This is a genomic window from Kitasatospora sp. RG8, from assembly GCF_017813315.1.
Lineage (GTDB): Bacteria > Actinomycetota > Actinomycetes > Streptomycetales > Streptomycetaceae > Kitasatospora.
This window is the reverse complement of record NZ_JAGIYX010000018.1, coordinates 106063-127075: the sequence shown is the minus strand read 5'-3', so window position 1 is coordinate 127075 and position 21013 is coordinate 106063. Positions and strand designations below refer to the sequence as shown.

20 protein-coding genes and 1 pseudogene are annotated in these 21013 nt (G+C 74.8%); 10 read left to right on the top strand and 11 right to left on the bottom strand.

The window, feature by feature from the left end; all coding sequences use genetic code 11:
- Nucleotides 1–151: 151 nt before the first annotated feature.
- Both J5Y04_RS25250 and J5Y04_RS25245 read left to right on the top strand, forming a co-directional pair.
- A complete protein-coding gene (locus J5Y04_RS25250) occupies nt 152–526 on the top strand; it encodes a YciI family protein (RefSeq protein ID WP_209414467.1) in 375 nt (124 codons plus the stop codon).
- Nucleotides 527–594: 68 nt separating this feature from the next.
- A complete protein-coding gene (locus J5Y04_RS25245) occupies nt 595–1953 on the top strand; it encodes an RNA polymerase sigma factor (RefSeq protein ID WP_209414460.1) in 1359 nt (452 codons plus the stop codon).
- Here J5Y04_RS25245 and J5Y04_RS25240 read toward each other — a convergent pair.
- Entirely contained in the window at nt 1919–2353 is a 435-nt protein-coding gene (locus tag J5Y04_RS25240) for a MarR family winged helix-turn-helix transcriptional regulator (protein WP_245205418.1), read from the bottom strand. The two genes, J5Y04_RS25245 and J5Y04_RS25240, sit on opposite strands and share 35 nt — an antisense overlap.
- A 224-nt stretch (nt 2354–2577) precedes the next feature.
- Here J5Y04_RS25240 and J5Y04_RS25235 point away from each other — a divergent pair, with 224 nt between their 5' ends.
- Entirely contained in the window at nt 2578–3360 is a 783-nt protein-coding gene (locus tag J5Y04_RS25235) for a dioxygenase (RefSeq protein WP_209414458.1), read from the top strand.
- 98 nt (nt 3361–3458) lie between these two features.
- Here the strand turns inward: J5Y04_RS25235 and J5Y04_RS25230 are convergent, their stop codons facing one another.
- Complete coding sequence (locus tag J5Y04_RS25230) at nt 3459–4103, bottom strand: NAD(P)-dependent oxidoreductase (protein ID WP_209414456.1); 645 nt, start codon at nt 4101–4103, stop codon at nt 3459–3461.
- A 492-nt stretch (nt 4104–4595) separates the two neighbouring features.
- Here J5Y04_RS25230 and J5Y04_RS25225 point away from each other — a divergent pair, with 492 nt between their 5' ends.
- Nucleotides 4596–4988: a peptidoglycan-binding protein gene (locus J5Y04_RS25225; RefSeq protein WP_209414453.1), complete on the top strand. Its 393-nt coding sequence runs from the start codon at nt 4596–4598 to the stop codon at nt 4986–4988.
- Between the two features lie 91 nt (nt 4989–5079).
- Nucleotides 5080–5661: a maleylpyruvate isomerase N-terminal domain-containing protein gene (locus tag J5Y04_RS25220; RefSeq protein WP_209414451.1), complete on the top strand. Its 582-nt coding sequence runs from the start codon at nt 5080–5082 to the stop codon at nt 5659–5661.
- A gap of 16 nt (nt 5662–5677) precedes the next feature.
- Here the strand turns inward: J5Y04_RS25220 and J5Y04_RS25215 are convergent.
- The 3 genes and pseudogenes from J5Y04_RS25215 to J5Y04_RS25205 all read right to left on the bottom strand — a co-directional run.
- A pseudogene (locus J5Y04_RS25215) lies at nt 5678–6049 on the bottom strand (VOC family protein); the annotation flags it as partial.
- 24 nt (nt 6050–6073) lie between these two features.
- Nucleotides 6074–6664: a GNAT family N-acetyltransferase gene (locus J5Y04_RS25210; RefSeq protein WP_307853279.1), complete on the bottom strand. Its 591-nt coding sequence runs from the start codon at nt 6662–6664 to the stop codon at nt 6074–6076.
- Nucleotides 6661–7122, bottom strand: a complete 462-nt coding sequence (locus tag J5Y04_RS25205; protein WP_209414447.1) for a group II truncated hemoglobin — start codon at nt 7120–7122, stop codon at nt 6661–6663. Before J5Y04_RS25205 ends, J5Y04_RS25210 begins: the two co-directional genes overlap by 4 nt.
- A 159-nt stretch (nt 7123–7281) precedes the next feature.
- Between J5Y04_RS25205 and J5Y04_RS25200 the strand changes: the two genes are divergently transcribed.
- The 3 genes from J5Y04_RS25200 (at nt 7282) to J5Y04_RS25190 (ending at nt 10219) form a co-directional block, all read left to right on the top strand.
- On the top strand, nt 7282–8070 hold the full coding sequence (locus tag J5Y04_RS25200; protein ID WP_209414445.1) for an SDR family NAD(P)-dependent oxidoreductase: 789 nt from the start codon (nt 7282–7284) through the stop codon (nt 8068–8070).
- A gap of 103 nt (nt 8071–8173) precedes the next feature.
- The gene (locus J5Y04_RS25195) at nt 8174–8626 is read left to right on the top strand and encodes a MerR family transcriptional regulator (RefSeq protein ID WP_209414444.1); all 453 of its coding nucleotides are present in this window, start codon (nt 8174–8176) and stop codon (nt 8624–8626) included.
- Nucleotides 8627–8686: 60 nt separating this feature from the next.
- Nucleotides 8687–10219: an AMP-binding protein gene (locus tag J5Y04_RS25190; RefSeq protein ID WP_209414442.1), complete on the top strand. Its 1533-nt coding sequence runs from the start codon at nt 8687–8689 to the stop codon at nt 10217–10219.
- On the opposite strand, the gene J5Y04_RS25185 is transcribed toward J5Y04_RS25190, so the two are convergent.
- The gene (locus J5Y04_RS25185; protein WP_209414435.1) at nt 10212–10982 is read right to left on the bottom strand and encodes a LuxR C-terminal-related transcriptional regulator; all 771 of its coding nucleotides are present in this window, start codon (nt 10980–10982) and stop codon (nt 10212–10214) included. The two genes, J5Y04_RS25190 and J5Y04_RS25185, sit on opposite strands and share 8 nt — an antisense overlap.
- A 158-nt stretch (nt 10983–11140) precedes the next feature.
- Here J5Y04_RS25185 and J5Y04_RS25180 point away from each other — a divergent pair, with 158 nt between their 5' ends.
- Nucleotides 11141–11974, top strand: coding sequence for a TIGR03084 family metal-binding protein (locus J5Y04_RS25180; RefSeq protein WP_209414434.1), 834 nt, complete (start codon nt 11141–11143; stop codon nt 11972–11974).
- A 158-nt stretch (nt 11975–12132) separates the two neighbouring features.
- Here J5Y04_RS25180 and J5Y04_RS25175 read toward each other — a convergent pair whose 3' ends face one another.
- Complete coding sequence (locus J5Y04_RS25175) at nt 12133–13032, bottom strand: alpha/beta fold hydrolase (RefSeq protein ID WP_245205383.1); 900 nt, start codon at nt 13030–13032, stop codon at nt 12133–12135.
- Nucleotides 13033–13105: 73 nt separating this feature from the next.
- Between J5Y04_RS25175 and J5Y04_RS25170 the strand changes: the two genes are divergently transcribed.
- Nucleotides 13106–13759 (top strand): TetR/AcrR family transcriptional regulator, encoded by a 654-nt coding sequence (locus J5Y04_RS25170; RefSeq protein ID WP_209414432.1) that lies wholly within the window; start codon nt 13106–13108, stop codon nt 13757–13759.
- Nucleotides 13760–13963: 204 nt separating this feature from the next.
- On the opposite strand, the gene J5Y04_RS25165 is transcribed toward J5Y04_RS25170, so the two are convergent.
- The 4 genes from J5Y04_RS25165 to J5Y04_RS25150 all read right to left on the bottom strand — a co-directional run bounded on the left by J5Y04_RS25165 (nt 13964) and on the right by J5Y04_RS25150 (nt 21012).
- Entirely contained in the window at nt 13964–14716 is a 753-nt protein-coding gene (locus tag J5Y04_RS25165) for a DUF4232 domain-containing protein (RefSeq protein ID WP_209414430.1), read from the bottom strand.
- A gap of 40 nt (nt 14717–14756) precedes the next feature.
- Nucleotides 14757–15185 (bottom strand): NUDIX hydrolase, encoded by a 429-nt coding sequence (locus J5Y04_RS25160; protein ID WP_209414428.1) that lies wholly within the window; start codon nt 15183–15185, stop codon nt 14757–14759.
- 91 nt (nt 15186–15276) lie between these two features.
- A complete protein-coding gene (locus tag J5Y04_RS25155) occupies nt 15277–18705 on the bottom strand; it encodes an error-prone DNA polymerase (protein ID WP_209414426.1) in 3429 nt (1142 codons plus the stop codon).
- 201 nt (nt 18706–18906) lie between these two features.
- A complete protein-coding gene (locus J5Y04_RS25150; RefSeq protein ID WP_209414424.1) occupies nt 18907–21012 on the bottom strand; it encodes a DNA polymerase Y family protein in 2106 nt (701 codons plus the stop codon).
- Between the last annotated feature and the right edge of the window lies 1 nt (nt 21013).

The window sequence follows — 21013 nt, the reverse complement described above, 5'->3', positions numbered from 1 at the left end:
GCCCGGTACCCCGGGCGGGCAGGGACGGCTCCGGTGGCCGCGGCGGAAATCCCCCGGAAGAATTTCCGGGCGGCTGTCGATCCGGCCGTTCCCCGTTCGACGCAGGGGTGAGAGACGGGGAACGGCCCCGTCTCCTGACCGAGGAGTCACCATGCCGCGCTTCATGAGCCTCATTCGCATCAACGAGCAGGACGCCCCGAACATGCAGCTCGACACGGACTTCGAGAAGCGGATGGGGGCGCTGTTCGAGGAGATCACCAAGGCCGGGGTGATGCTCGACACCGCCGGGCTGCTGCCGACCGCCGACGGCACCCGGATCACCTGGCAGAGCGGGAAGCTCAGCTTCACCGACGGGCCGTTCACCGAGACCAAGGAGGTCATCGGCGGCTACGCCATCATGCAGTGCAAGGACAAGGCCGAGGCCCTGGAGTGGACCAAGCGCTTCCTGGAGATCCACCCGGTGAGCTGGACCGTCGGCGCCGAGCTGCGCCAGATCGACGGGGACACCACCCCGCCGGAGGCCTGAGCCCCGCCCTGAACGCCCCGACTCTCCGCGGCCGTGTTTGCCCTGGTCCCCGGCTGCTGCTCTGATGGGTGGCCGTGAGCGGGAGCAACGCGGCCGTGGCGGTCGAGACGGTGTTCAGGATCGAGTCCGCGCGGATCATCGCCGGTGTCACCCGCATCGTGCGGGACGTGGGCATCGCCGAGGAGCTGGCGCAGGACGCGCTGGTCGCCGCGCTGGAGCAGTGGCCGGAGCAGGGTGTCCCGGACCGCCCGGGCGCCTGGCTGATGACCACCGCCAAGCACCGCGCGATCGACCTGGTCCGCCGCAGGGAGACGTACGCGCGCAAGCTCGCCGAGGTCGGTCGGTCGCTGGAGGACGTGCCGCCTCCGGAGCCGGCCGGGCCGGACGACATCGACGACGACCTGTTGCGGCTGATCTTCACCGCCTGCCACCCGGTGCTTTCGGCGCAGGCGCGGATCGCGCTGACGCTGCGGCTGCTGGGCGGGCTGACCACCCAGGAGATCGCCCGCGCGTTCCTGGTGCCCGAGCCGACGGTGGCGCAGCGGATCGTCCGGGCCAAGCGGACGCTGGCCACGGCCCGGGTGCCGTTCGAGGTGCCGTACGGGGAGGACCGGGCGGCCCGGCTCTCCTCGGTGCTGGAGGTCGTCTATCTGATCTTCAACGAGGGGTACTCGGCCACCGCCGGCGACGACCTGCTCCGGCCCGCCCTCTGCGAGGACGCGCTGCGGCTGGCCCGGGTACTGGCCGGACTCGCCCCGGACGAGCCCGAGGTGCACGGCCTGGCCGCACTGCTGGAGTTCCAGGCGTCCCGGACGGCGGCCCGCACCGGCCCCGACGGGCAGCCGGTACTGCTGGCCGACCAGAACCGGACCCGCTGGGACCGGCTGCTGATCCGGCGCGGGTTCGCGGCGCTTCAGCGGGCCGGCACCGGCCCGTACTCGGTGCAGGCCGCGATCGCCGCCTGCCACGCGCGGGCGGTGCGTTACGAGGACACCGACTGGGCGACGATCGCCGCGCTGTACGGGCGGCTGATGGCCCTGACGCCGTCACCGGTGGTGGAGCTGAACCGTGCGGTGGCCGTCTCGATGGCCGACGGCCCGGCGGCCGCCCTGGAGCTGGTGGACGCGCTGGCGGCGGAACCGGCCCTGCACGAGTACCACCTGCTGCCGAGCGTCCGCGGCGACCTGCTGGCACGACTCGGGCGGGCGGCGGAGGCGCGGGCGGAGTTCGAGCGGGCGGCGGCGCTGACCCGCAACGCGCGGGAACGCGCGCTGTTGCTGGACCGGGCGGGAGACACGGACGCGGCCGCGGGCGGGCCTGCCGCGGGCACGGGCGCGGGCACCAGCCCTGGCGCCGGCACGGGCACCGACGCCGGCGCCCGTGGGAGGCACGCTACGCCCGGTCCTCCAGCCGTAGACGGGCACTGACCTCGCCGAGGCCCTCGGCGAGGACGGCGAGCTGCTCGCGGCTGAGCACGTCGATCAGCAGCTCGCGCACCAGGGCGACGTGCCCGGGGGCGGCCTGGCGCAGCATCTCCCGCCCCTCGTCGGTGAGTTCGGCGAACACGCCGCGCACGTCACTCGGGCAGGAGCGGCGGCCGACCAGGCCCATCCGCTCCAGCTGGGTCACCTGGTAGGTGAGGCCGCTCTTGGAGGTGATCAGCTTCTCCGCCAGTTCGGTCATCCGCAGTGAGCCGGCCGGGGCGGCGGAGAGGTGCACCAGGATCTCGTACTGGGTGTGGGAGAGGCCGGAGTCCTCCTTGAGCTGGCGCTCCAGCCGGCGGTTGAGCAGGTTGCTCGCGGCGACGAAGCCCCGCCAGGCGGCCATCTCCTCCTGGTCGAGCCAGCGCGGGTCGCTCGCGGAACGGGGTTCGCCCACGGAACGGGGACCGCTCGCAGGAGGCGTGCCGTCCGCGGAACGGGGGCCGTTCGCGGGGGGTGTGGAAGGCATGGAGGGCATGGGGGAAGCGTACTCCTGTTGTTCAAATTCGAACCAAGGTGTACCTTCGAGGCGTCGAGGTTTAAATTTGAACTAGTAACCGAGGAGCCGCCATGAGCACCGCCGCCCCCGAGCGCATGCCCGCCCTCTACCTCTCGCACGGCGCGCCGCCGCTCGCCGACGACCCGGTCTGGCCCGGCCAGCTGGCCGCCTGGTCGGCCGACCTGCCGCGCCCGAAGGCGGTCCTGATGGTCTCCGCGCACTGGGAGGAGGCGCCGCTCGCCCTCGGTGCCGTCACCACCGTGCCGCTGGTCTACGACTTCTGGGGCTTCCCCGAGCACTACTACCGGGTCCAGTACGCCGCGCCCGGCGCACCGGAGCTCGCCGAACGCGTGCGCAAGCTGCTGCGCGCCCCCGGTACGCCGGTCCAGGACATCCCCGACCGCGGGCTCGACCACGGCGCGTACGTCCCCCTGGTGGAGATGTTCCCGGAGGCGGACGTCCCCGTCCTCCAGGTCTCCATGCCCACCCTCGACCCGCAGCGGCTGCTGGAGATCGGCCGCCGGCTCGCCCCGCTGCGCGACGAGGGGGTGCTGATCGTCGGCAGCGGGTTCTTCACCCACAACCTGCGGGCGCTCAGCGCCGACGGCCGGATCAGCTCGGTGATGGCCGAGTTCGACGACTGGGGCCGGCGCGCCCTGGAGGCCGAGGACCTCGACGCGTTGCTCGACTTCGAGCGGAAGGCCCCCGCCGGGCGGCTCGCCCACCCGCGCACCGAGCACTTCGCCCCGCTGTTCGTCACGCTCGGCGCCGGCGAGGCCGACCTCGGCAGCCAGCGCAGCGTGATCGACGGGTTCTGGATGGGGCTCGCGAAGCGCTCGATCCAGCTCGGCTGACGCCCCGCCCGGCCGGCCACCGCGCCGCGCGGACGAGCCCGGAGGGGCGCCCCCCGGCACGCCCCGTGCGGCCCCGACGAGCCCGGACGGCCGGGCCGTCACACGGCGCCGCAGGTGAACCGCTCGCCGATGTGCTCCGGCTGCTCGACCTCGTCGACCAGGGCGACGGCGTAGTCCGGCACCGAGATCCAGCTCCGGCCCGACGCGTCGGTGAGCGCCTGGTCCAGTCCGGTGCGGTAGCGGCCGGTGCGCTCGCCCGGCACGAGCTCGGCGGCCGGGCTGAGCGCGGTCCAGCGGACGTCCTCGACGGTGCGCAGGTACTCCAGGGCCGCGCCGTGGGCGTGCATCACCCGGAGCAGCCGCTCGGGCACGCCGGGCGCGTCCCAGACCCGGACGCCCGGCGCCGTCTCCAGGCTGCCCGCGCCGCTGACCACGAGCAGCCGGGGCGCCGCGCCGCCGAGCGTCCGCAGGCCCTCGACCAGCGAGCGGGCGGCCGGCTCGATCAGCCCCTGGCGGCCCGGCCCGTCGCCGCCGACGGCGCTCACCAGCACGTCCTGCCCGGCCGCGACACGGGCCACGTCCGCGGGGACGAGCACGTCACCAGGTGCGACCGCGACCTCCCCGGCCCGGTAGCGCGCCGGGTCGCGGACGACGGCCGTGACGTGGTGGCCGCGCGCGACGGCCTCCGCGACGACGGCGGCGCCGACGGTGCCGTTGGCACCGATCACGGCGATTCTGGCCATGGGGGACCTGCCTCTCGGGGCGGGGGGACGTGCGTCCACCAGTAGCACCCGTCGCCCGGGCCCGCCGTGCGGACACGCGGCACGGCCACGCGGACGGCGGCCGCGCGAACGGCGTGCGGCGGGCCGCTGTAACAAACGGGCGGGGGTGGCGCATCCATTTCAAGCCAAGACTTGTCGCCCGGCCCGTCCGGCGGTTGCGGCGGAGCCGCACGTTCCGCCCGGCCGGCGGCACGGGCGGGCGTTCGGTAAAGACCAGGGATGGCCGCAGGCCGTGGGCACCGGGGGTCCCGCCAAAAGCCGACCGAACGACCGGACGGGGATCCGCGCACGACCGGCGGGTGCGGGCACAAAAGCCGTATGTCGCACAACAGTTCGATTCAAGCCAACCGTTCCCGACCCCTTCCCGGACCGCACCGATCGGCGCAGGATTCCGTGCGGCAGGAGAGGCACGGGGCTCCTCCTGCGATCTGTGTGACTGAGGAGTGCTCAACCATGAAGCAGAAGTGGGCCCTCAGGGCCGTCACCCTCACCCTCGGTGCGGGCGCCGTCCTCGGCCTGAGCGTCGGTTCCGCCAATGCCGCGTCCACCCTCCGGGTGGGCAGCAGTGGTTCGGCGGTCACCTGCCTCCAGCAGGGACTCAACTACGTCGACGGGGCCAACCTGGACGCCGACGGCCAGTTCGGCCAGCTCACCAAGGGCGCCGTCGTCAACTACCAGTACGGCCACAGCCTCGACCCGGACGGCGTCGTCGGCCCGGCCACCGGCGGCTCGCTCAAGACCAGCGTCCGCCAGGCGTACGACAACGCGCACCACGCCGGCGACTGGGCCACCCAGAGCGCCCTGGGCGCCTGGATGAACAACTGCAACTGGCAGCTCCCGGGCTGATCACCGACCAGGTGACCCGAGGGGCGGGTTCGCGTCGTGCGCACGACGCGAACCCGCCCCTCGGGCGTTCACGGATGGAAGGCTGGACGCCATGAACGGAGACGACGTCCGGGCCGCGCTCGGCGAACTGCTGCACGCCCTCGGCCCGCTCACCGACGCCCCCCACGACTGGGCGGCGCCCGCCGGACCGCTGGACTGGAGCTGCCGGGAGACCGCCGCCCACATCGCGCACGACCTGCTCGGTTACGCCGGCCAGCTCGCCGCCCGCCCCACCGGCCGGTACCTGCCGTTCGACCTCACCGTGCACCCGGAGGCCGGGCCCGCCGAGGTGCTGACGGTGGTGACGGCCGCCGGGCAGCTGCTGGCCACCGCCCTGGACGCCGCACCGCCCGGACTCCGCGCCTGGCACCACGGGCCGTGCGACCCGCCCGGCTTCGCCGCGATGGGCGTGGCCGAGACCCTGCTGCACACCCACGACATCGCCCTGGGCCTCGGTCTGCCCTGGCAGCCGCCCGCCGGACTCTGCGCGGGGGTGCTCGGACGGCTCTTCCCCGAGGCGCCGGACGACGGGGACCCGGCCGGGGCACTGCTCTGGTGCACCGGGCGCGGAGAGCTGAACGGCCGCCCGCGCAGGGCCTCGTGGACCTGGCGGGCGGCCGTCGGCGACCGGTGACGACGGGTCAGGAGGTGGCCGCCCGCTCGGCGGCGCCGCGCTCGACGCAGAACTCGTTGCCCTCGATGTCGAGCATGGTCACCCAGCCCTTGCCTTCCGGGGTGCGCCGGTCGTCGTGGACGGTGGCGCCTAGCGCCAGCAGGCGCTCCACCTCCTCGTCGCGGGTGCGGTCCTGCGGCTGGAGGTCGAGGTGGACGCGGTTCTTCACCGTCTTGCCCTCGGGCACCTGGATGAACAGCAACGCGGCACCCGGCGACTCCACCAGCGCCTCCGGGTCCCCCGGGTTGTCGTCCTCACTGACCTTGCTGTCCAGGACCTCCGCCCAGAACCCGGCGAGGCGGAAGGCGTCGGAACAGTCGATCGTCACATGTCGTACGAGAGAAGCCATGAGGGCCACTCTGACCCCGCCCCCTCACCCCCGTCCAGCGGTTAACCCGGCCGGCCCGGCGGCGTCGCCCCGGTGACGGGTGTGGAGGTGGCCGTCCAGCGGGAACTCCGGCGGCAGGGCCGGCAGGACCGCGTCGAAGCCGTACCCGGCCTTCTCGGCCACCCGGCAGGAGGCCTGGTTGTCCACCTGGTGCAGCAGGTCGAGGCGGAGCAGGCCCTCCCCCGCGAAGGCCGCGAACGCCCAGCCGGTGACCGCCTCCAGCGCGCGGGGCGCCACGCCCCGGCCCCGTGCGGCGGCCGCCGTCCAGTACCCGACCTCGGCGGACGGCCCTCCGGGATCGGCGCGCTTGAGCACCACGTTGGCGACCAGCTCGGCGGGGCCGTCCTGCCCGCCCCGCGGTTCGAGGACGGCGAAGCTGTACCGGTCGCCGTCCGCCCAGCCGCGGTACTGCACGTCGAGCCAGCGGGCCGCCTCCTCCGCGTCGGTCACCGAGATCCGGGTGAAGCGGCGCAGCGTCTCGTCGCGGTAGATCTCGATCAGCGCGGGCGCGTCCTCGTCCCGGAACGGCCTCAGCAGCAGGCCCCCGGCGGCGGGGAGTTCGGCGGTGGCCGTCACTTCACCAGTCCGTCCCAGCCCCAGCGCGGCGTCGGCCCCGGGTCCCCGAGGTCCGTGCCGGCCGGCGCCGCCGAGACGTCCTTGGCGATCCTGGTGCCCCAGTCGAAGTACTCCAGCACCCGGCGGCGCAGCAGCTCGTCGTCGGGCAGCTCCTTCTGGACGGCGGCACCCATCAGCTCCATCCAACGGCCGCGCTGCTCCTCGGTGATGGCGAGGCCCAGGTGCGAGCGGAGCAGCGACTGGTGGCCGCCCAGCTCGCCGGTGAAACGGGCCGGGCCGCCGAAGATCTCGCCCAGCCAGACGGCGACGTGCTCGATGTGGGTGGTGGTGAAGTTCGCGAAGACGGGCGCCAGGACCGGGTCGGCGAGGACGCCCTCGTAGAAGGTGTTGCTCAGCCGCCGGAGCGTGTCGATGCCCCCGATGGCGTCGTACAGGTTCTCGGACCGTTCGTCACTCATGCTTGTTCTCCCCGTGCGTGGGTGCGTTGGCACCTACCTAACAGCCTCCGGCGCCCGCCGCCTCCCCCCGTTGGCCCCTGTTCGCGTCCGGCTCAGCAAACGGAGCCCCGGCCCCCGGTTTGACCTTGACGCTGGCGGCAGGGTTGGAGGCTCGCGGACATGAACGGGAACACGCAACAGGAGAACGCGCAGCAGAGCCCGGTGTCCCGGGTCGTGCTGGTCACCGGCGCGGGGACGGGGATCGGGCGGGCCACCGCGCAGGCCTTCGCCGGGCAGGGGCCGGAGGTCACGGTGGTGGCGGTCGGGCGGCGGGCCGAGCCGCTGGCGGAGACGGCCGGCGGCCACCCCGGGCGGATCCGCCCGCTGGTCGCGGACATCACGGATCCGGGCGCGCCGGAGCGGATCGTGGCCGAGGTGCTGGACCGGTACGGCCGCCTGGACGTGCTGGTCAACAACGCGGGGATCGTCCGCAGCGGCGCCGTCGGCGACCTCACCCGGGACGGGGTCGAGGCACAGCTCGCCACCAACCTGACCGCCGCCGTCCTGCTCGGCCAGGCGGCCCTGCCGCCGCTGGAGGCGGGTCGCGGCGTGATCGTCAACGTCACGACGTCCGTCGGACAGCGCGGCTGGCCGGGCAACTCGGTGTACGCGGCGGGCAAGGCGGCGCTGGAGTCGGTCACCCGCAGCTGGGCGGTGGAGCTGGCGCCGCGCGGCGTCCGGGTGGTGGCGGTCGCACCGGGGGCGGTCGACACGCCGATCGGCGAGCACTCCGGGCTCAGCGCCGGGCAGCGGGAGGCCGTCCGGCGGTGGCAGATCGCCCACACCCCGCTCGGGCGGATCGGCCGGCCCGCCGAGGTGGCCTGGGCGATCACGCAACTCGCCTCCCCGCAGGCCTCGTTCGTCACCGGAGTAGTGTTGCCGGTGGACGGCGGCGCCGTCGTCGGATGAGACCGCCGGGCCCGGCCCGGTCGGTGGGACCGGTCCGGCCGGTGGACCGTTGAGTCCGGCGGGGCTGCTGAGGCCGGCGGGACCGGCGAGGGGGCGGGGAGCCGTGCTGATCGGAGAGCTGGCCCGGGCGACGGGCAGCACGGCCCGGGCGTTGCGCCACTACGAGCAGGCCGGGCTGATCGGCTCCTCACGCGCCGCCAACGGCTACCGGGAGTACGACGAGGCGGCGGCCGTCCGGGTGCGCAACATCCGCGGCCTGCTGGCCGCCGGGTTCACCCTGGAGGACGTCCGGCTCTTCCTGCCCTGCCTGGACGGGGACGTGCTCGCCGGGCCGCCGTCGGCGGCGGCGGTGCGGCTCGCCCGGGAACGCCTGGCCGTGCTGGAGCGCAGGATCGCCGCGCAGACCGCGGCCCGGGACCGGCTGGTCACCGCCCTGGCGGCGGCGGAGGCGGGGGCGGGGGCGACGGAGCAGGGGACGGCGGGAGCTGCGGAGCGGGAGGCCGCGGGGGCGGCGGAGCGGGAGACGGCGGGGGCCGCCGGCGGCGCGTACGGGTGACGCCCCCGACACCCCCGATCGGGGGTGTGCAGGGAGCGGCGGGCGGAGGACAGTGGGCGCATGCAGATTCCACTCTCCGTGATGGACTTCCTCGACCGGGCCGAGCTGGTCTACGGCGACCGGGTCGGCATCGTCGACGAGCCGGTGCAACCGGCCGAATCCTGGGGCGAGCTCAGCTACCGGCGGGTCGCCGAGCTCGCGCGGGCCCAGGCGGCCGGGCTGGACCGGCTCGGCGTCGGGCCGGGCGAACGGGTCGCGATCGTGTCGCACAACTCGGCCCGCCTGATGACCTCGCTGTACGGCGTGAGCGGGCACGGCCGGGTGCTGGTGCCGGTGAACTTCCGGCTGAGGGCCGAGGAGGTCTCGTACATCGTCGAGCAGAGCGGCGCGTCCGTGCTGCTGGTCGACCCCGAGGTCGCCGAACCGCTGGCCGGGGTGGCCGCCAAGCACAAGTTCGTGATCGGCCCGGAAAGCGACGCCCTGCTGTACGACTTCGACCACGCGCCGCGCCGGTACGAGATCGGCGAGAACGACACCGCGACGATCAACTACACCAGCGGAACCACCGCGCGCCCCAAGGGCGTTCAGCTCACCCACCGGAACATCTGGCTGAACGCCGTACTGATGGGCCTGCACTTCGGGGCCGGTGACCGGGACGTCTACCTGCACACCCTGCCGATGTTCCACGCCAACGGCTGGGGCCTGCCGTTCGCGCTCACCGGGCTGGGCGCGCAGCACATCGTGCTGCGGAAGGTGGACGGCGCCGAGATCCTGCGCCGGGTCGAGCGGCACGGCGTGACCTTCCTGTGCGGCGCGCCGGCGGTGATCCAGATGGTGCTGGACGCCGCCGCCGACTGGGACGGGCCCGTCCCCGGCCGGGACAAGGTGCGGATCATCGTGGCCGGGGCCCCGCCGCCGACCTCGGTGGTGCAGCGGATCGAGGCCGAACTCGGCTGGGAGTTCATGCAGATCTACGGCCTCACCGAGACCTCGCCGGTGGTGACGGTCAACCGCACCCGCCACGAGTGGGACGGACTGCCCGCCGCCGAACGGGCGGAGAAGCTGGTGCAGGCGGGTGCGCCGGCGATCGGCAACCAGGTCCGGGTGGACGACCAGGGCGAGGTGCTGGTCCGCTCCAACGTGGTGCTGGACGGCTACTGGCAGCAGCCGCAGGAGACTTCGGACGCGATCCGGGACGGCTGGTTCCACACCGGCGACGGCGGCACCCTCACCGACGGCTACCTGACCATCTCGGACCGGAAGAAGGACGTCATCATCAGCGGTGGGGAGAACGTCTCCTCGATCGAGGTGGAGGACTGCCTGTACGACCACCCCGCGGTGGGCGAGGTCGCGGTGATCGGCGTGCCGGACGAGAAGTGGGGCGAGACGGTCAAGGCGCTGGTGGTGCTCAAGCCCGGCGCCGAAGCCGGCGAGGCGGAGCTCATCGCGCACTGCAAGCAGCGGCTGGCCGGCTACAAGTCGCCCACCTCGGTGGAGTTCCGGGACGCGCTGCCGCGGACCACCACCGGCAAGCTGCAGAAGTTCCGGCTCCGCGAGCCGTACTGGGCGAACCGGGACCGGATGGTCAACTAGCGGCTTCCAGGAGGCCGGACTCGCGCGCCGCCAGCGCGAGTTCGGTCCGGTTGCGGACGCCGAGCTTGTGCATGGCCGCCTTCAGGTAGCCGGTGACGGTGTTGCAGGTGAGGCCCAGCTGGGCGGCGATCTCCGGATTGGTCCGGCCGGTCGCCGCCCAGCGGAGCACCTCGTGCTCGCGCGGGGTGAGCGGGGTGGCGGGGAGCGCCCTCCGGGTCGGGGACCCGGCCCAGGCGGCGGCTCCCGCCAGCGCCCGGGTGGCCGCCGCGGCGAGCCTGCCCACGGCGGCGATCCGGACGTCCCCGAACGGGACGACCGCGCGCAGCGACGCGTACACCACGCCGTACACCGTGCCGCCGTGCAGCAGCGGGACGGTGAGCATCGCGTACAGGTCCTCGGCGGTGACGGCGGCGTCGTAGTGGTGCGAGATGGTCGTCGCGGCCCGGTAGTCGGGCACCCAGCTGGGGGCGCGTTCGGCCAGCGCCAGACCGCCGAGGCCGGTCCCGGCGGGGACGGCGAGGTCGTGCAGCAGGTCGGCCCGGGTGCCGTCCCAGTGGCGCAGCACCATGCCGTCGGGGCCGCCGGTCCGCCGGTCCCGGGCGGGGCCGGACGGCTCGGGCACGCCGACCAGCCCCACGTCGACGCCGCAGTCGGCGACCACCCGGCGGGCGAGATCGCCGAGCACGGCGTCCCGGACCAGCGCGGCGGCCCGCGCGGCGAGGTCGTCGGCCTCCCTGGTGGGGGTGTCCGCTGCCCTTGTCACCGCGCGATTCTCACACGCGGTGCGGCCGGTGGCGAGGGTTGCGACATGCGTGTTCGGTGGAGTGGCCGGTGGCGGCGGCGGGTGCGGCGTAGGGTGCGGGCCTGGGTTACCGGCGAGTCACCACGGATGCGATCACTACGGATGCGAGAGGTTTGCCCATGACGACGGAACCGAAGGAGCCGCGCCCCGCGGACGTGCTGACCGGCCTCCTCGACGACCTGCGGGCCGAGAGCGCGGAACTGGACGGTCTGGTGGCCGGTTTGGAGCCGGAGGCCTGGGCCCGCGACACCCCGGCCCAGGGGTGGACGATCGCGCACCAGATCGCCCACCTCGCCTGGACGGACGAGTGGAGCGGGCTCTCCGCGCGCGACCCGGAGGGCTTCGCCGCGGAGGCCGGCCGGGTCTTCGGCGAACTGCGGTCGGAGGGCCTGGACCCGGTGGACGAGGGCGCGGCGCGGGGTGCGGCCGAGGATCCGGCGGCGCTGCTGGCCCGCTGGCGGGCGGGACGGGAGGGGCTGCTGGCCGCCCTGGCCGCGGTGCCCGGCGACGTCCGGCTGCCGTGGTTCGGGCCGCCGATGAAGGCTCCGTCGATGGCCACCGCGCGGCTGATGGAGACCTGGGCGCACGGGCAGGACGTCGCGGACGCGCTCGGCGCGGTCCGCGAGCCGACCGCGCGGTTGCGGCACATCGCGCACCTGGGGGTGCGGACCATGGGGTTCGCCTTCTCGCTGCACGGCCTCCCGGCCCCGCAGACCCCGGTCCGGGTGGAACTGACCGCCCCGAAGGGCGAGTTGTGGTCGTGGGGACCGGCGGACGCGGCGGACCGGGTGACCGGGCCCGCACTGGACTTCTGCCTGCTGGTCACCCAGCGCCGGCACCGGGACGACCTGGCCCTGGCCGCCACCGGCGCGACGGCGGCGGCCTGGCTGCCGATCGCCCAGGTCTTCGCGGGCGCACCCGGGAAGGGGCGGGAGGCCGGGTCCGCGGGGTAGGGCCCGTCGCCGCCGGGCACACGGCCGCAGCCCCTGGCCCGCCGGGTCGTCCGGGGGACATCCAGGGGGCGGCCGGGGGACATCCAGGGGGCGGCCGGCGGTCGCCCCGGGGGCTGCCACGACGTACTCGGACGCGGGCTCGTCGTGGCAGCCCCCGGTCAGCTCCGCGCCTCCCGCCCGCAGGAGGCGATGAACTGCAGCAGGTGTTCGTTGACCAGCTCGGGGCGTTCCAGGTTGAGGCCGTGGCCGGCTCGTTGCACGATCTCGGCCCGGACTCCCGGAACCAGCGCGGTCACCCTCCTCAGCGCCTGGCGCGGCCGGAGCAGGGCGCTGCGGCTGCCCAGCAGGGCGAGGACGGGCAGCCGGATGGAGCCCAGCTCCTCGTCGGTGAACGGCCGGGCCGCGGGGCGGGTGTTCGGCTTGTAGGTCCGCATGGCCAGCATCAGGGGCGCGATCATCTCGGGCGGCGAGCCGAGCGCGGGGTTGGCGAGCAGCCGTCCCAGCGCGGGGCGCAGGCGCCGCGGGGCGAGCATGCCGAACAGGCCGCCGATCATGTGCGCGTAGAACCGCGCGGGGACCTTCTCGATCCCGCCGGGGTCCAGCGACGCGACCGACGCGAGGCGCCCGGGTGCGTGGACGGCCTGGTTCAGGGCCAGCCAGCCGCCGTAGGAGACACCGATCAGGTGGATCCGTTCCAGCCCGAGGCCGGAGAAGACCTCGCCGAGCCAGGCCGCGTTCTCCCGGGAGCCGGCCGCGGCGACGCGCTGGACGCTGCGGCCGGGGTCGTCCAGCGTGTCGATCGCGTAGACCGGGTGGTGCTCGCCCAGGGCGGCGATCTGCGGGTACCAGTTGGACGCGTGTCCGGCATGACCGTGCAGCAGCACGACCGGTTCGCCGGTCCGGGGTCCGTAGTGGTGGACGTGGACGGTGCCGTAGGTGGTTTCGACGTCGAGTTCCCGGCGGGGGCCCGGCCACAGCCCCATCGCACGGTCGTACGCCTTGAGGAACTTCGCCCGGGCCTCCTCGCTGACGAAGTGCCCGACGCTCGTCCTGGTCATGTCCCCTCCCGGTGCACGAAGCAGCAGCACTTGATGGTATGTTTGTACCATAAAAATGTTCGAAGGGAACCCGATGCCGAAGCTGGTGGACCACGAGGAACGGCGAGCCCACATCATCGACGCACTGCTCCGCGCGGCGGCGAGCGGAGGCCTGCACGCCGTCACCATGCGGTCCGTCGCGATCGAGGCGGGCGTCTCGGTGCGGCTCGTGCAGTACTACTTCGACACCAAGGAGCAGCTGCTGCTCGCGGCGCTCGCCCGCCTGGCGGTCCGCATGGGCGAGCGGGTCCGCGACCGCACGAGGCTGACCGGCCCCTCTGCGGCCCCGCGGGACGTCATCGAGGCGATCCTGCTCGAAGCCGTGCCGACCGACGAGGAGAGCCGGACCTTCCACCTCGTCTACACCGAGTACGCGGTGCTCTCCGTCACCGACCCCGCACTCGCCGACCAGTCGTTCCTCGCGGCACCCAACGAGATGGAGGGCTTCCTGGTCGGCCTGCTGACCGCCGCCCAGCAGGCCGGGGACGCCGATCCGCGCATGGACGCCCGCCAGGAGGCCGTCGTCCTCCTGGCGGTCTCCGCCGGCCTCGGCCTGAGCGTCCTGCTCGGCCAGCGGACGGCGGACGACGCGACCGCGGTCCTGCACTACCACCTCGGCCGGCTCTTCCCCGGCCCCCGGGCGGCCGACGCGCCCCGGCCGGCCGATTCGGTGCGAACAGCTGATTAATCGTCAAAGCTCAACGCCGAAAGGCCAAACCACTCTTTCCGGCGATAGGCGGAGTTCGTTGGCGAATGATGGAATTCCCCCACGATCCGCCTCGTCGGCCGGCGGATCGTCGAGTCGGACGACGCCTGCCTTCCGATCCCGGCACCCCGTCCCGTCAGAAGCCCCGGCGCGGCGCAGGCACCCCCCACGACTGCGTCGCGCCGGTCACCCGGCCTGAGGGGCGGCGGGCCGCGGAGGGACGGCGGGCCGCGGAGGCGTGGTGGCCGGGCGCTCGGGATCCGACTTCGTCCAGGCGGAGAGGCCCAGCTTGCCGGTGGTGCCCAGGTCGAGCTCGGCGGGGACGGTGAGGCGGGGGCGGCCGGGAAGCGGGGCGACGTCGAGGAAGCGGCCGTTGTCGGCCGGCCGGGTGCCGGAGGTGACGGTGTTGCGCCAGGCCAGGGCGAAACTCGCGGACTCCCCCGGCTGGAGCGTCACCGGCTTCGGCGCGGCGTCGAAGGAGTCCAGGGTGGCGATGCCCGCCGAACCGCGCCGGACCGCGATGTCCAGGGGCGCCCGCTCCGCGTCGAGCACGCGCACGTCCGGGTGGCCGTTCAGGGTGTACGGCCCGGTCCCGCAGTTGGTCAGGCGGATCCCCATCACCCGCAGGCCCATCGCGGCGTTCGCCTCCTCCGCGGCCAGCGACACGCCCTCGGGCGAACAGACCGCGGCGGGAGTGGGGGTGGGTGTGACCGTCTCGGTGACCAGCGGATCGGGCGTCACCAGCCCCGGCGTCCCTCCGCCCGCCCCGGTCACGCCGCCCGCCCCGGTCACGCCGCCCGCCCCGGTCACGCTCGTGCTGCCGCACCCGGCCACCAGGGCGGCCCCTGCACAGAGCAGGCCGACGCGCAGGCCCGCCCGCAGGCCCGTCCTGGCGAGCAGCGGCGTCCGGCGGATTCCGGTCGGCGTCGTCGAGTCCATGGGGACGATCATTGCACGAACGGGCGCGGTGGCCCGGGCTCTACGGCTGCCCGAGCAGGCCGAGGGCGTCGACCGCCGCCGAGGAGAGCATCGGCTCCGTCAGGCCGGAGAGCGGCATCCACCGGGCGCCCGAGGTCGATCCGCCGACCTCGGTGACGACCGGCCGGCCGGGCTTGAGCTCGACGCGGTAGAACAGCCCCACCAGGTGCCAGTGCACGCCGAGCCGGTGGGCCGAGTAGCTCCGCGCGTCCACCAGCCGGGCGCTGCGGAGTTCGAGGCCGGTCTCCTCGTGCAGCTCGCGCGCGAGCGTCTCCTGCGGCTGCTCCCCCGGGTCGATCCCGCCACCGGGCAGGTGCCAGAGCCCGGGCAGGAACACCGGCGAGGCGTCGGAGAGTCGCGTCAGCAGGAGCCGCCGCTCCGACGTGGCGATCGCGTACGCCGAAACCCGTGAACGTATCTGCTCGCCCAAGGCGTGCCCCCGCGTTGACGTCCTGCTTCCATGAACTTCCCGCTGCGGAAGCCCCCTTGATCACGAGCCTACCCCCATCCGCGCGGCGGCCTCAGACCCCCAGCCGCAGCGGGCTCAGCCGGGTGGCGACCAGGTTGGTGGCGCCACGGTCCCGCTCGACGTGGCCGTGGACCAGCAGGCCGGCCCGGTCGAGGGCGGTGCGGCGCTGGGACTCCCAGACGGGGCGGCTGCAGATCACGTTGATCAGGCCGGTCTCGTCCTCCAGGCTGAGGAACAGCACCCCGCCGGCCGTCGGCGGGCGCTGACGGTGCGTCACCAGGCCGCCCACCACCACGGCGGCGCCCGGCTCGACGTCCGGGAGTTGGGCGGCGGACAGTGCGCCACCGCGTTCCAGGTGGGCGCGCAGGTGCTGCACGGGGTGGCTGGTGGCGGAGGTGCCGGTGGCCCAGAGGTCGGCGATGGTCTCCTCGACCGGGGTCATCTCCGGCAGCGGCGGCGCCTCGGTGCCGGGCGTGGTGCCGGGGATCAGCGCCGCCGAGACGCCCGCGTACGCCCCGGCCGCCCAGAGCGCCTGACGCCGGCCCAGCCCGAAGCAGCCGAACGCGCCCGCCGTCGCCAGCGCCTCCAGCACCGGCGCCGGCAGTCCCGTCCGGCGGGCGAAGTCCTCCAGGTCCGCGTACGGCTGCCCGGCCGCGATCGCCTCGGCCTGCGGGGCGCCGATGCCGCGGACGGTGTCCAGGCCGAGCCGGACGGCGGGCTGCGGCTTGCCCGCGGTGAGCGGCGGCGTGGGCGTCGGCCCCCGGTACGACTCCAGGGTGGGCCGGGGACCGCTGGCGTTGACGTCGACGCCGCGGACCCGGACGCCGTGCCGCCGGGCGTCCGCGATCAGGCTGAGCGGCGAGTAGAAGCCCATCGGCTGGTTGGCCAGCAGAGCGCAGGTGAAGGCCGCCGGGTAGTGGTACTTGAGCCAGGCGCTCGCGTACACCAGGTAGGCGAAGCTGATCGCGTGGCTCTCCGGGAAGCCGTAGTTGGAGAAGGCCTCGATCTTGGTGTAGACGTCCTCGGCGGTCTCCTCGGGGATGCCGCGCGCGGCCATGCCGCCCAGCAGCCGCTCGCGCAGGCGGGCGACGCGTTCGTGGGAGCGCTTGGAGCCCATCGCCTGGCGCAGCCGGTCGGCCTCGGCGGGGGTGAACCCGGCGCAGTCGATGGCCAGTTGCATCATCTGCTCCTGGAACAGCGGCACCCCGAGGGTCTTGCCGAGCGCGTTCTCCATCAACGGGTGCGGGCAGCCCGCCGCTTCGAGCCCGGCCCGGCGCCGCAGGTACGGGTGGACGGACCCGCCCTGGATCGGCCCCGGGCGGATCAGTGCCACCTCCACCACCAGGTCGTAGAAGTGGTCCGGCTTGAGGCGCGGCAGGGTGGCCATCTGGGCGCGCGACTCGACCTGGAAGACGCCGACCGTGTCGGCCCGGCGCAGCATCGCGTAGACGCCCGGGTCGTCGTCCGGGATGGTGGCCAGGGTGTGGCGCACGCCGTGGTGCTCGGCGATCAGGTCGCAGGTGTCGTGCAGTGCGGCGAGCATGCCGAGGCCGAGGAGGTCGATCTTGACCAGCCCGGCGCCGGCCGTGGAGTCCTTGTCCCACTGCAGCACGGACCGGCCCGGCATCCGGGCCCACTCGGTCGGGCAGATCTCGCCGATCGGCTCCTTGGTGAGCACCATGCCGCCCGAGTGGATGCCCAGGTGGCGGGGCAGGCCGTGGAGTTGTCCGGCCAGGGCGAGCACGTCGGCGGGGATGACGGCGTCCGCGCCGGGTGGTGAACGGAAGTCGCTCTGCCGGCTGAACGCGTCCACCTGCCCCTGCGGGTAGCCGAGGACCCGGGCGGCGTCGCGCAGCGCCAGCCGGGGCCGGTAGGTGATCACGTTGGCGACCTGGGCGGCGTGCTCGCGCCCGTAGCGGCGGTAGACGTACTGGATGACCTCCTCGCGGCGGCGGTTCTCGATGTCCAGGTCGATGTCGGGCGGCCCGTCGCGGGCGGTGGAGAGGAAGCGTTCGAAGAGCAGCTTGTAGTGGATCGGGTCGACGGCGGTGATCCCGAGCGCGTAGCAGACCGCCGAGTTGGCCGCCGAACCCCGGCCCTGGCACCAGATGTCCTCGCGGCGGCAGAACTCGACGATGTCGTGGACGATCAGGAAGTAGCCGGCCAGCCGCAGGTCCTCGATGACGTCCAGCTCCTTGGCGAGCTGACGGCGGGCGGGCCCGTTGCCGGGGCCGAAGCGGACCGGGCCGCCCTCGGCGACCAGCGCGCGCAGATGGCCGATCTCGGTCTGCCCCGGAGGGACGGGGAAGCCGGGCAGCTCGGGGTCGAGCCGGGTGAAGTCGAAGACGCAGGACCGGGCCAGGTCGACGGTGGCCTCCCGGACCCCCGGGAAGCGGGCCAGCCGGGCGGCCATCTCCCGGCCCGATCGCAGGTGCGCCGTGCCGGCCGCCTGCGTCCAGCCCGCCGCGTCCTGGAGGGTCCGGCGCTCGTGCAGGGCGGCGAGGCTCTGCGCCAGCCGGCCCTGCGCCGGGCCGGCGTGGTGGGCGTTGGTGGAGGCGACGACGGGCAGGCCGAGCCGGGCGGCGAGGGCGGCCAGGGCGTCGTTGCGCAGGTCGTCGCCGGGCAGCCACTGGTCGATCAGCTCGACGTACACGTTGTCGCGGCCGAACGCTTCGGTGAGGGTGAGGAGTTGCTCCTCGGCACGGAGCCGGCCACCAGCGGGGGGTCGGCCTTCGGCGAGGAGTTTGCCACCGGCGGGGAGTTTGCCGGCGGGGGGTCGGCCGTCGGTGCGGGGTGGGCCACCGGCGAGGAGCCGGTCACCGGCACCACGGGCTGCGCCGTTCGTGGGTGCGACCGGTGGCCGGCCCGTGCCGAGGGCGGCGGGCACCCGGCCGAGGCGGCAGCCGGTGAGCACCGCCCAGTGGCCGTCGTGCGCGTCCGCCAGCGCGGCGAAGTCGTACGCCGGCCTGCCCTTGGCCCCGCCCGCCAGCTGGGCGGCGCTGATCGCCGCGGAGAGACGGCGGTAACCGGCCGGGTCGCGGGCCAGGACGAGCAGGTGCTCGGTCCGTTCGTCCCGGCGCAGGGTCAGCTCGGCGCCGAACACCGTGCCGACCCCCGCCTCCCGGGCCGCCTCGGCGAAACGCACCGCGCCGTAGAGGCCGTCGTGATCGGTGAGCGCGAGCGCCTCGACACCCAGCCTGGCGGCCTCCGCGACCAGTTCCTCGGGGTCGCTGGCGCCGTCGAGGAAGCTGAAGGCGGAGTGCACGTGCAGCTCGGCCCAGGCCGGGGCAGTGGGGCCGGACGGGTCGGCCTGACCGGCTTGGTCGGCCGGGTCTGCGGGATGTGCGGGATGTGCGGGGAGGTGGGCCTCGGTGCGGCGGCGCAGCGGGACGACCGCGCCACCCTCCGGGCCCGGGCCGTCGCCGGCCAGGCGTCGGTGCAGTTCGCTCCAGGGGAGCGTGGGGTGGCTGGTGAATCCCATCGGGGGTGTTGCCTTCGGTCGTGCCTGTGTCGTGCGCGTGGTGCCCGTGTCGTGCCGGTGACGCCGTGTCGTGCCTGCGGCGCCTGTTTCGTCGCTGCGGTGCCTGTTTCGTGCCTGTGGTTCCTGTTTCGTGGCTGCTTTCGTGACGTGCCCGTTCTGGTGCCTGCCCCCCTTTCCTGCCCCCTGGCGCGGATGGCCGGGTCAGTCGTAACCGGCCTCCAGGTACCACTCACCGCCTTCCACCGTGAGCAGCAGCGCCCGGCCGTCCGCCACCGTGACCTGGAAACGCGCCCGGCGGCGGGCCAGCGACCGGTCCCACCAGTACTCGACCGCCGGCCAGGGCCCGGTCCAGCCGTCCACCACCAGCTCCCGCCCCCGCACCGCCACCCGGGCCGGCCTGGCCGACACGCCCGCCCGCCCGTCGACCACCACCGGCCGACCGTCCGCGTCCAGCACCACGACCGGCACCGGGGTGCGGTGCACCACCGCCGGCCAGACGTCGCGCAGCCGGCCGGGCCACGGCGCGTCGGCCGGCGCCGCCGGGTCGTACGGCTCGCCCCACGGCACCCGGACCGCCTGCTCGCCCGGCCCCCGCCCGCCGGCCGGCTCGATCCGGCGCAGCCCGGCATGCCCGAGCACCGCCTGCACCCGGGCCACCGCACGCTCCACCCGGTCGTCCGCAACCGCCTGCCCCCAGAGCGCCAACTGCCGGCCCTGGTCGGGGGAGAGGTCGTCGGGGACGAGGCGCAGGGCGGTGAAGCCCGCGTCGTGTTCCGCCTCGCCCGGTACGGCGAAGGTGCCTGCGCCCTGCCAGGCCTGGAGCTGCCAGCGGACCCGCTCGGCCAGCGCCGTCGCCGACAGCCGGCCCTCGTGCCGCCAGAGCCGCGAAACGGTCCGCCCGTCCGCGCAGGACACCTCGACCGCGACCCGCTGACAGGTCAGCCCCGCCCCGGCGAGCCTCTGGTGCAACCGCTCGGCGAGCGTGCGGGCGACGAACACCAACGGCTCGGCGAGCGGCTCCGGCGGGTCGAAGCGCTGCTCGACGGAGAGGTCCGGGCCCTCCGTACGCGGTACCAGCGGGCGCGGTTGCAGGCCTCGGGCCAGCCGGTGCGCGGCCGTCCCGGGCGGGCCGAACCGGTCCGCGACCGACTCGGCGGGCAGCGCGGCGAACGACCCGACGGTGGGCAGGCCGAGGCGGTCCAGCAGCTCCGCCAACACCTCGTCGCCGAGCGCGGCCACCGGGTAGGGGGCGAGGAACTCGGCCGTCCGTCCGGCCGGCACCAGCACCCCGGCGCGGGCGGCCAGCACGGCGGCGAACAGGCCGTCTGCGACGCCGACCTGGCCGTGGGGGGCGGTTCCGGCGAGGGCCGCCTCCGCGGGGGTGGTTCCGGCGGGGGTGGTTCCGGCGGGGCGGGCCGGCGGCGGGTACGCGGCCGGGTGGGCGAAGCCGCCCCGTGCACCGTCCCGGGCCGCCGGTGCGGCGGCGAACAGCTCGTCCACGGCCGCGGCCCGGCGGCGGGCTCCGGCCCGGTCGGCGTCGGCGGGGTGCACCTCCGGACGGTCGGCACCGGCGTCGGCGGGGTGCACCTCCGGACGGTCGGCACCGGCGTCGGAGGGGTGCACCTCCGTACGGTCGGCACCGGCGTCGGCGGGGTGCACCTCCGTACGGTCGGCAGCGGCGTCGGCGGGGTGCACCTCCGTACGGTCGGCAGCGGCGTCGGCGGGGTGGTCCTGCGGCCCCGGCCCGGCGTCGCCCGACACGTTCCCGCCCCGGAACCCGTTCCCGCCCCGGTGCCCGTTCCCGCTCCCGTCCCCGACCTGGTCCCCGGCCCCGTCCATCGGCCGGGCCAGGGCGGCCGTCACCGCGCCCTGCACCTTGGCCGCCAGCGCCTCCTCGCCGCCGAAGTACCGGCTCGGCCCCTTCACCGGGATCGCGCACAGGCCCGGGCGCAGCACCTCCACCCGGGACGTGAACGCCTCCACCGCCGCGACGACCGGTTCGAACCGCCGGGTCTCCGCCTCCGGGTCACGGTCGCGCAGTTCCAGCGCCGGGCAGAGCCGCTGGGCCAGCTTGAGGCGCTGTCCCTGCCGCACCCCGGCTGCCCGGGCCGCCTCCGAGCACGCCAGGATCCGCCCACCGGTGACCACCGCCACCGGGGCGTCGTCACCGGCCTCGCCGTGCGCCGCGGACCCCATGACGGCCGTCACCGGCCAGTCCGGACACCAGACCACCAGCACCCGCGGCGTTCCCGCCGTACCGACCGCGCCGGCCTCCTCGGCCGCCCCGGCCGCTCCGCTTCCGGTCACC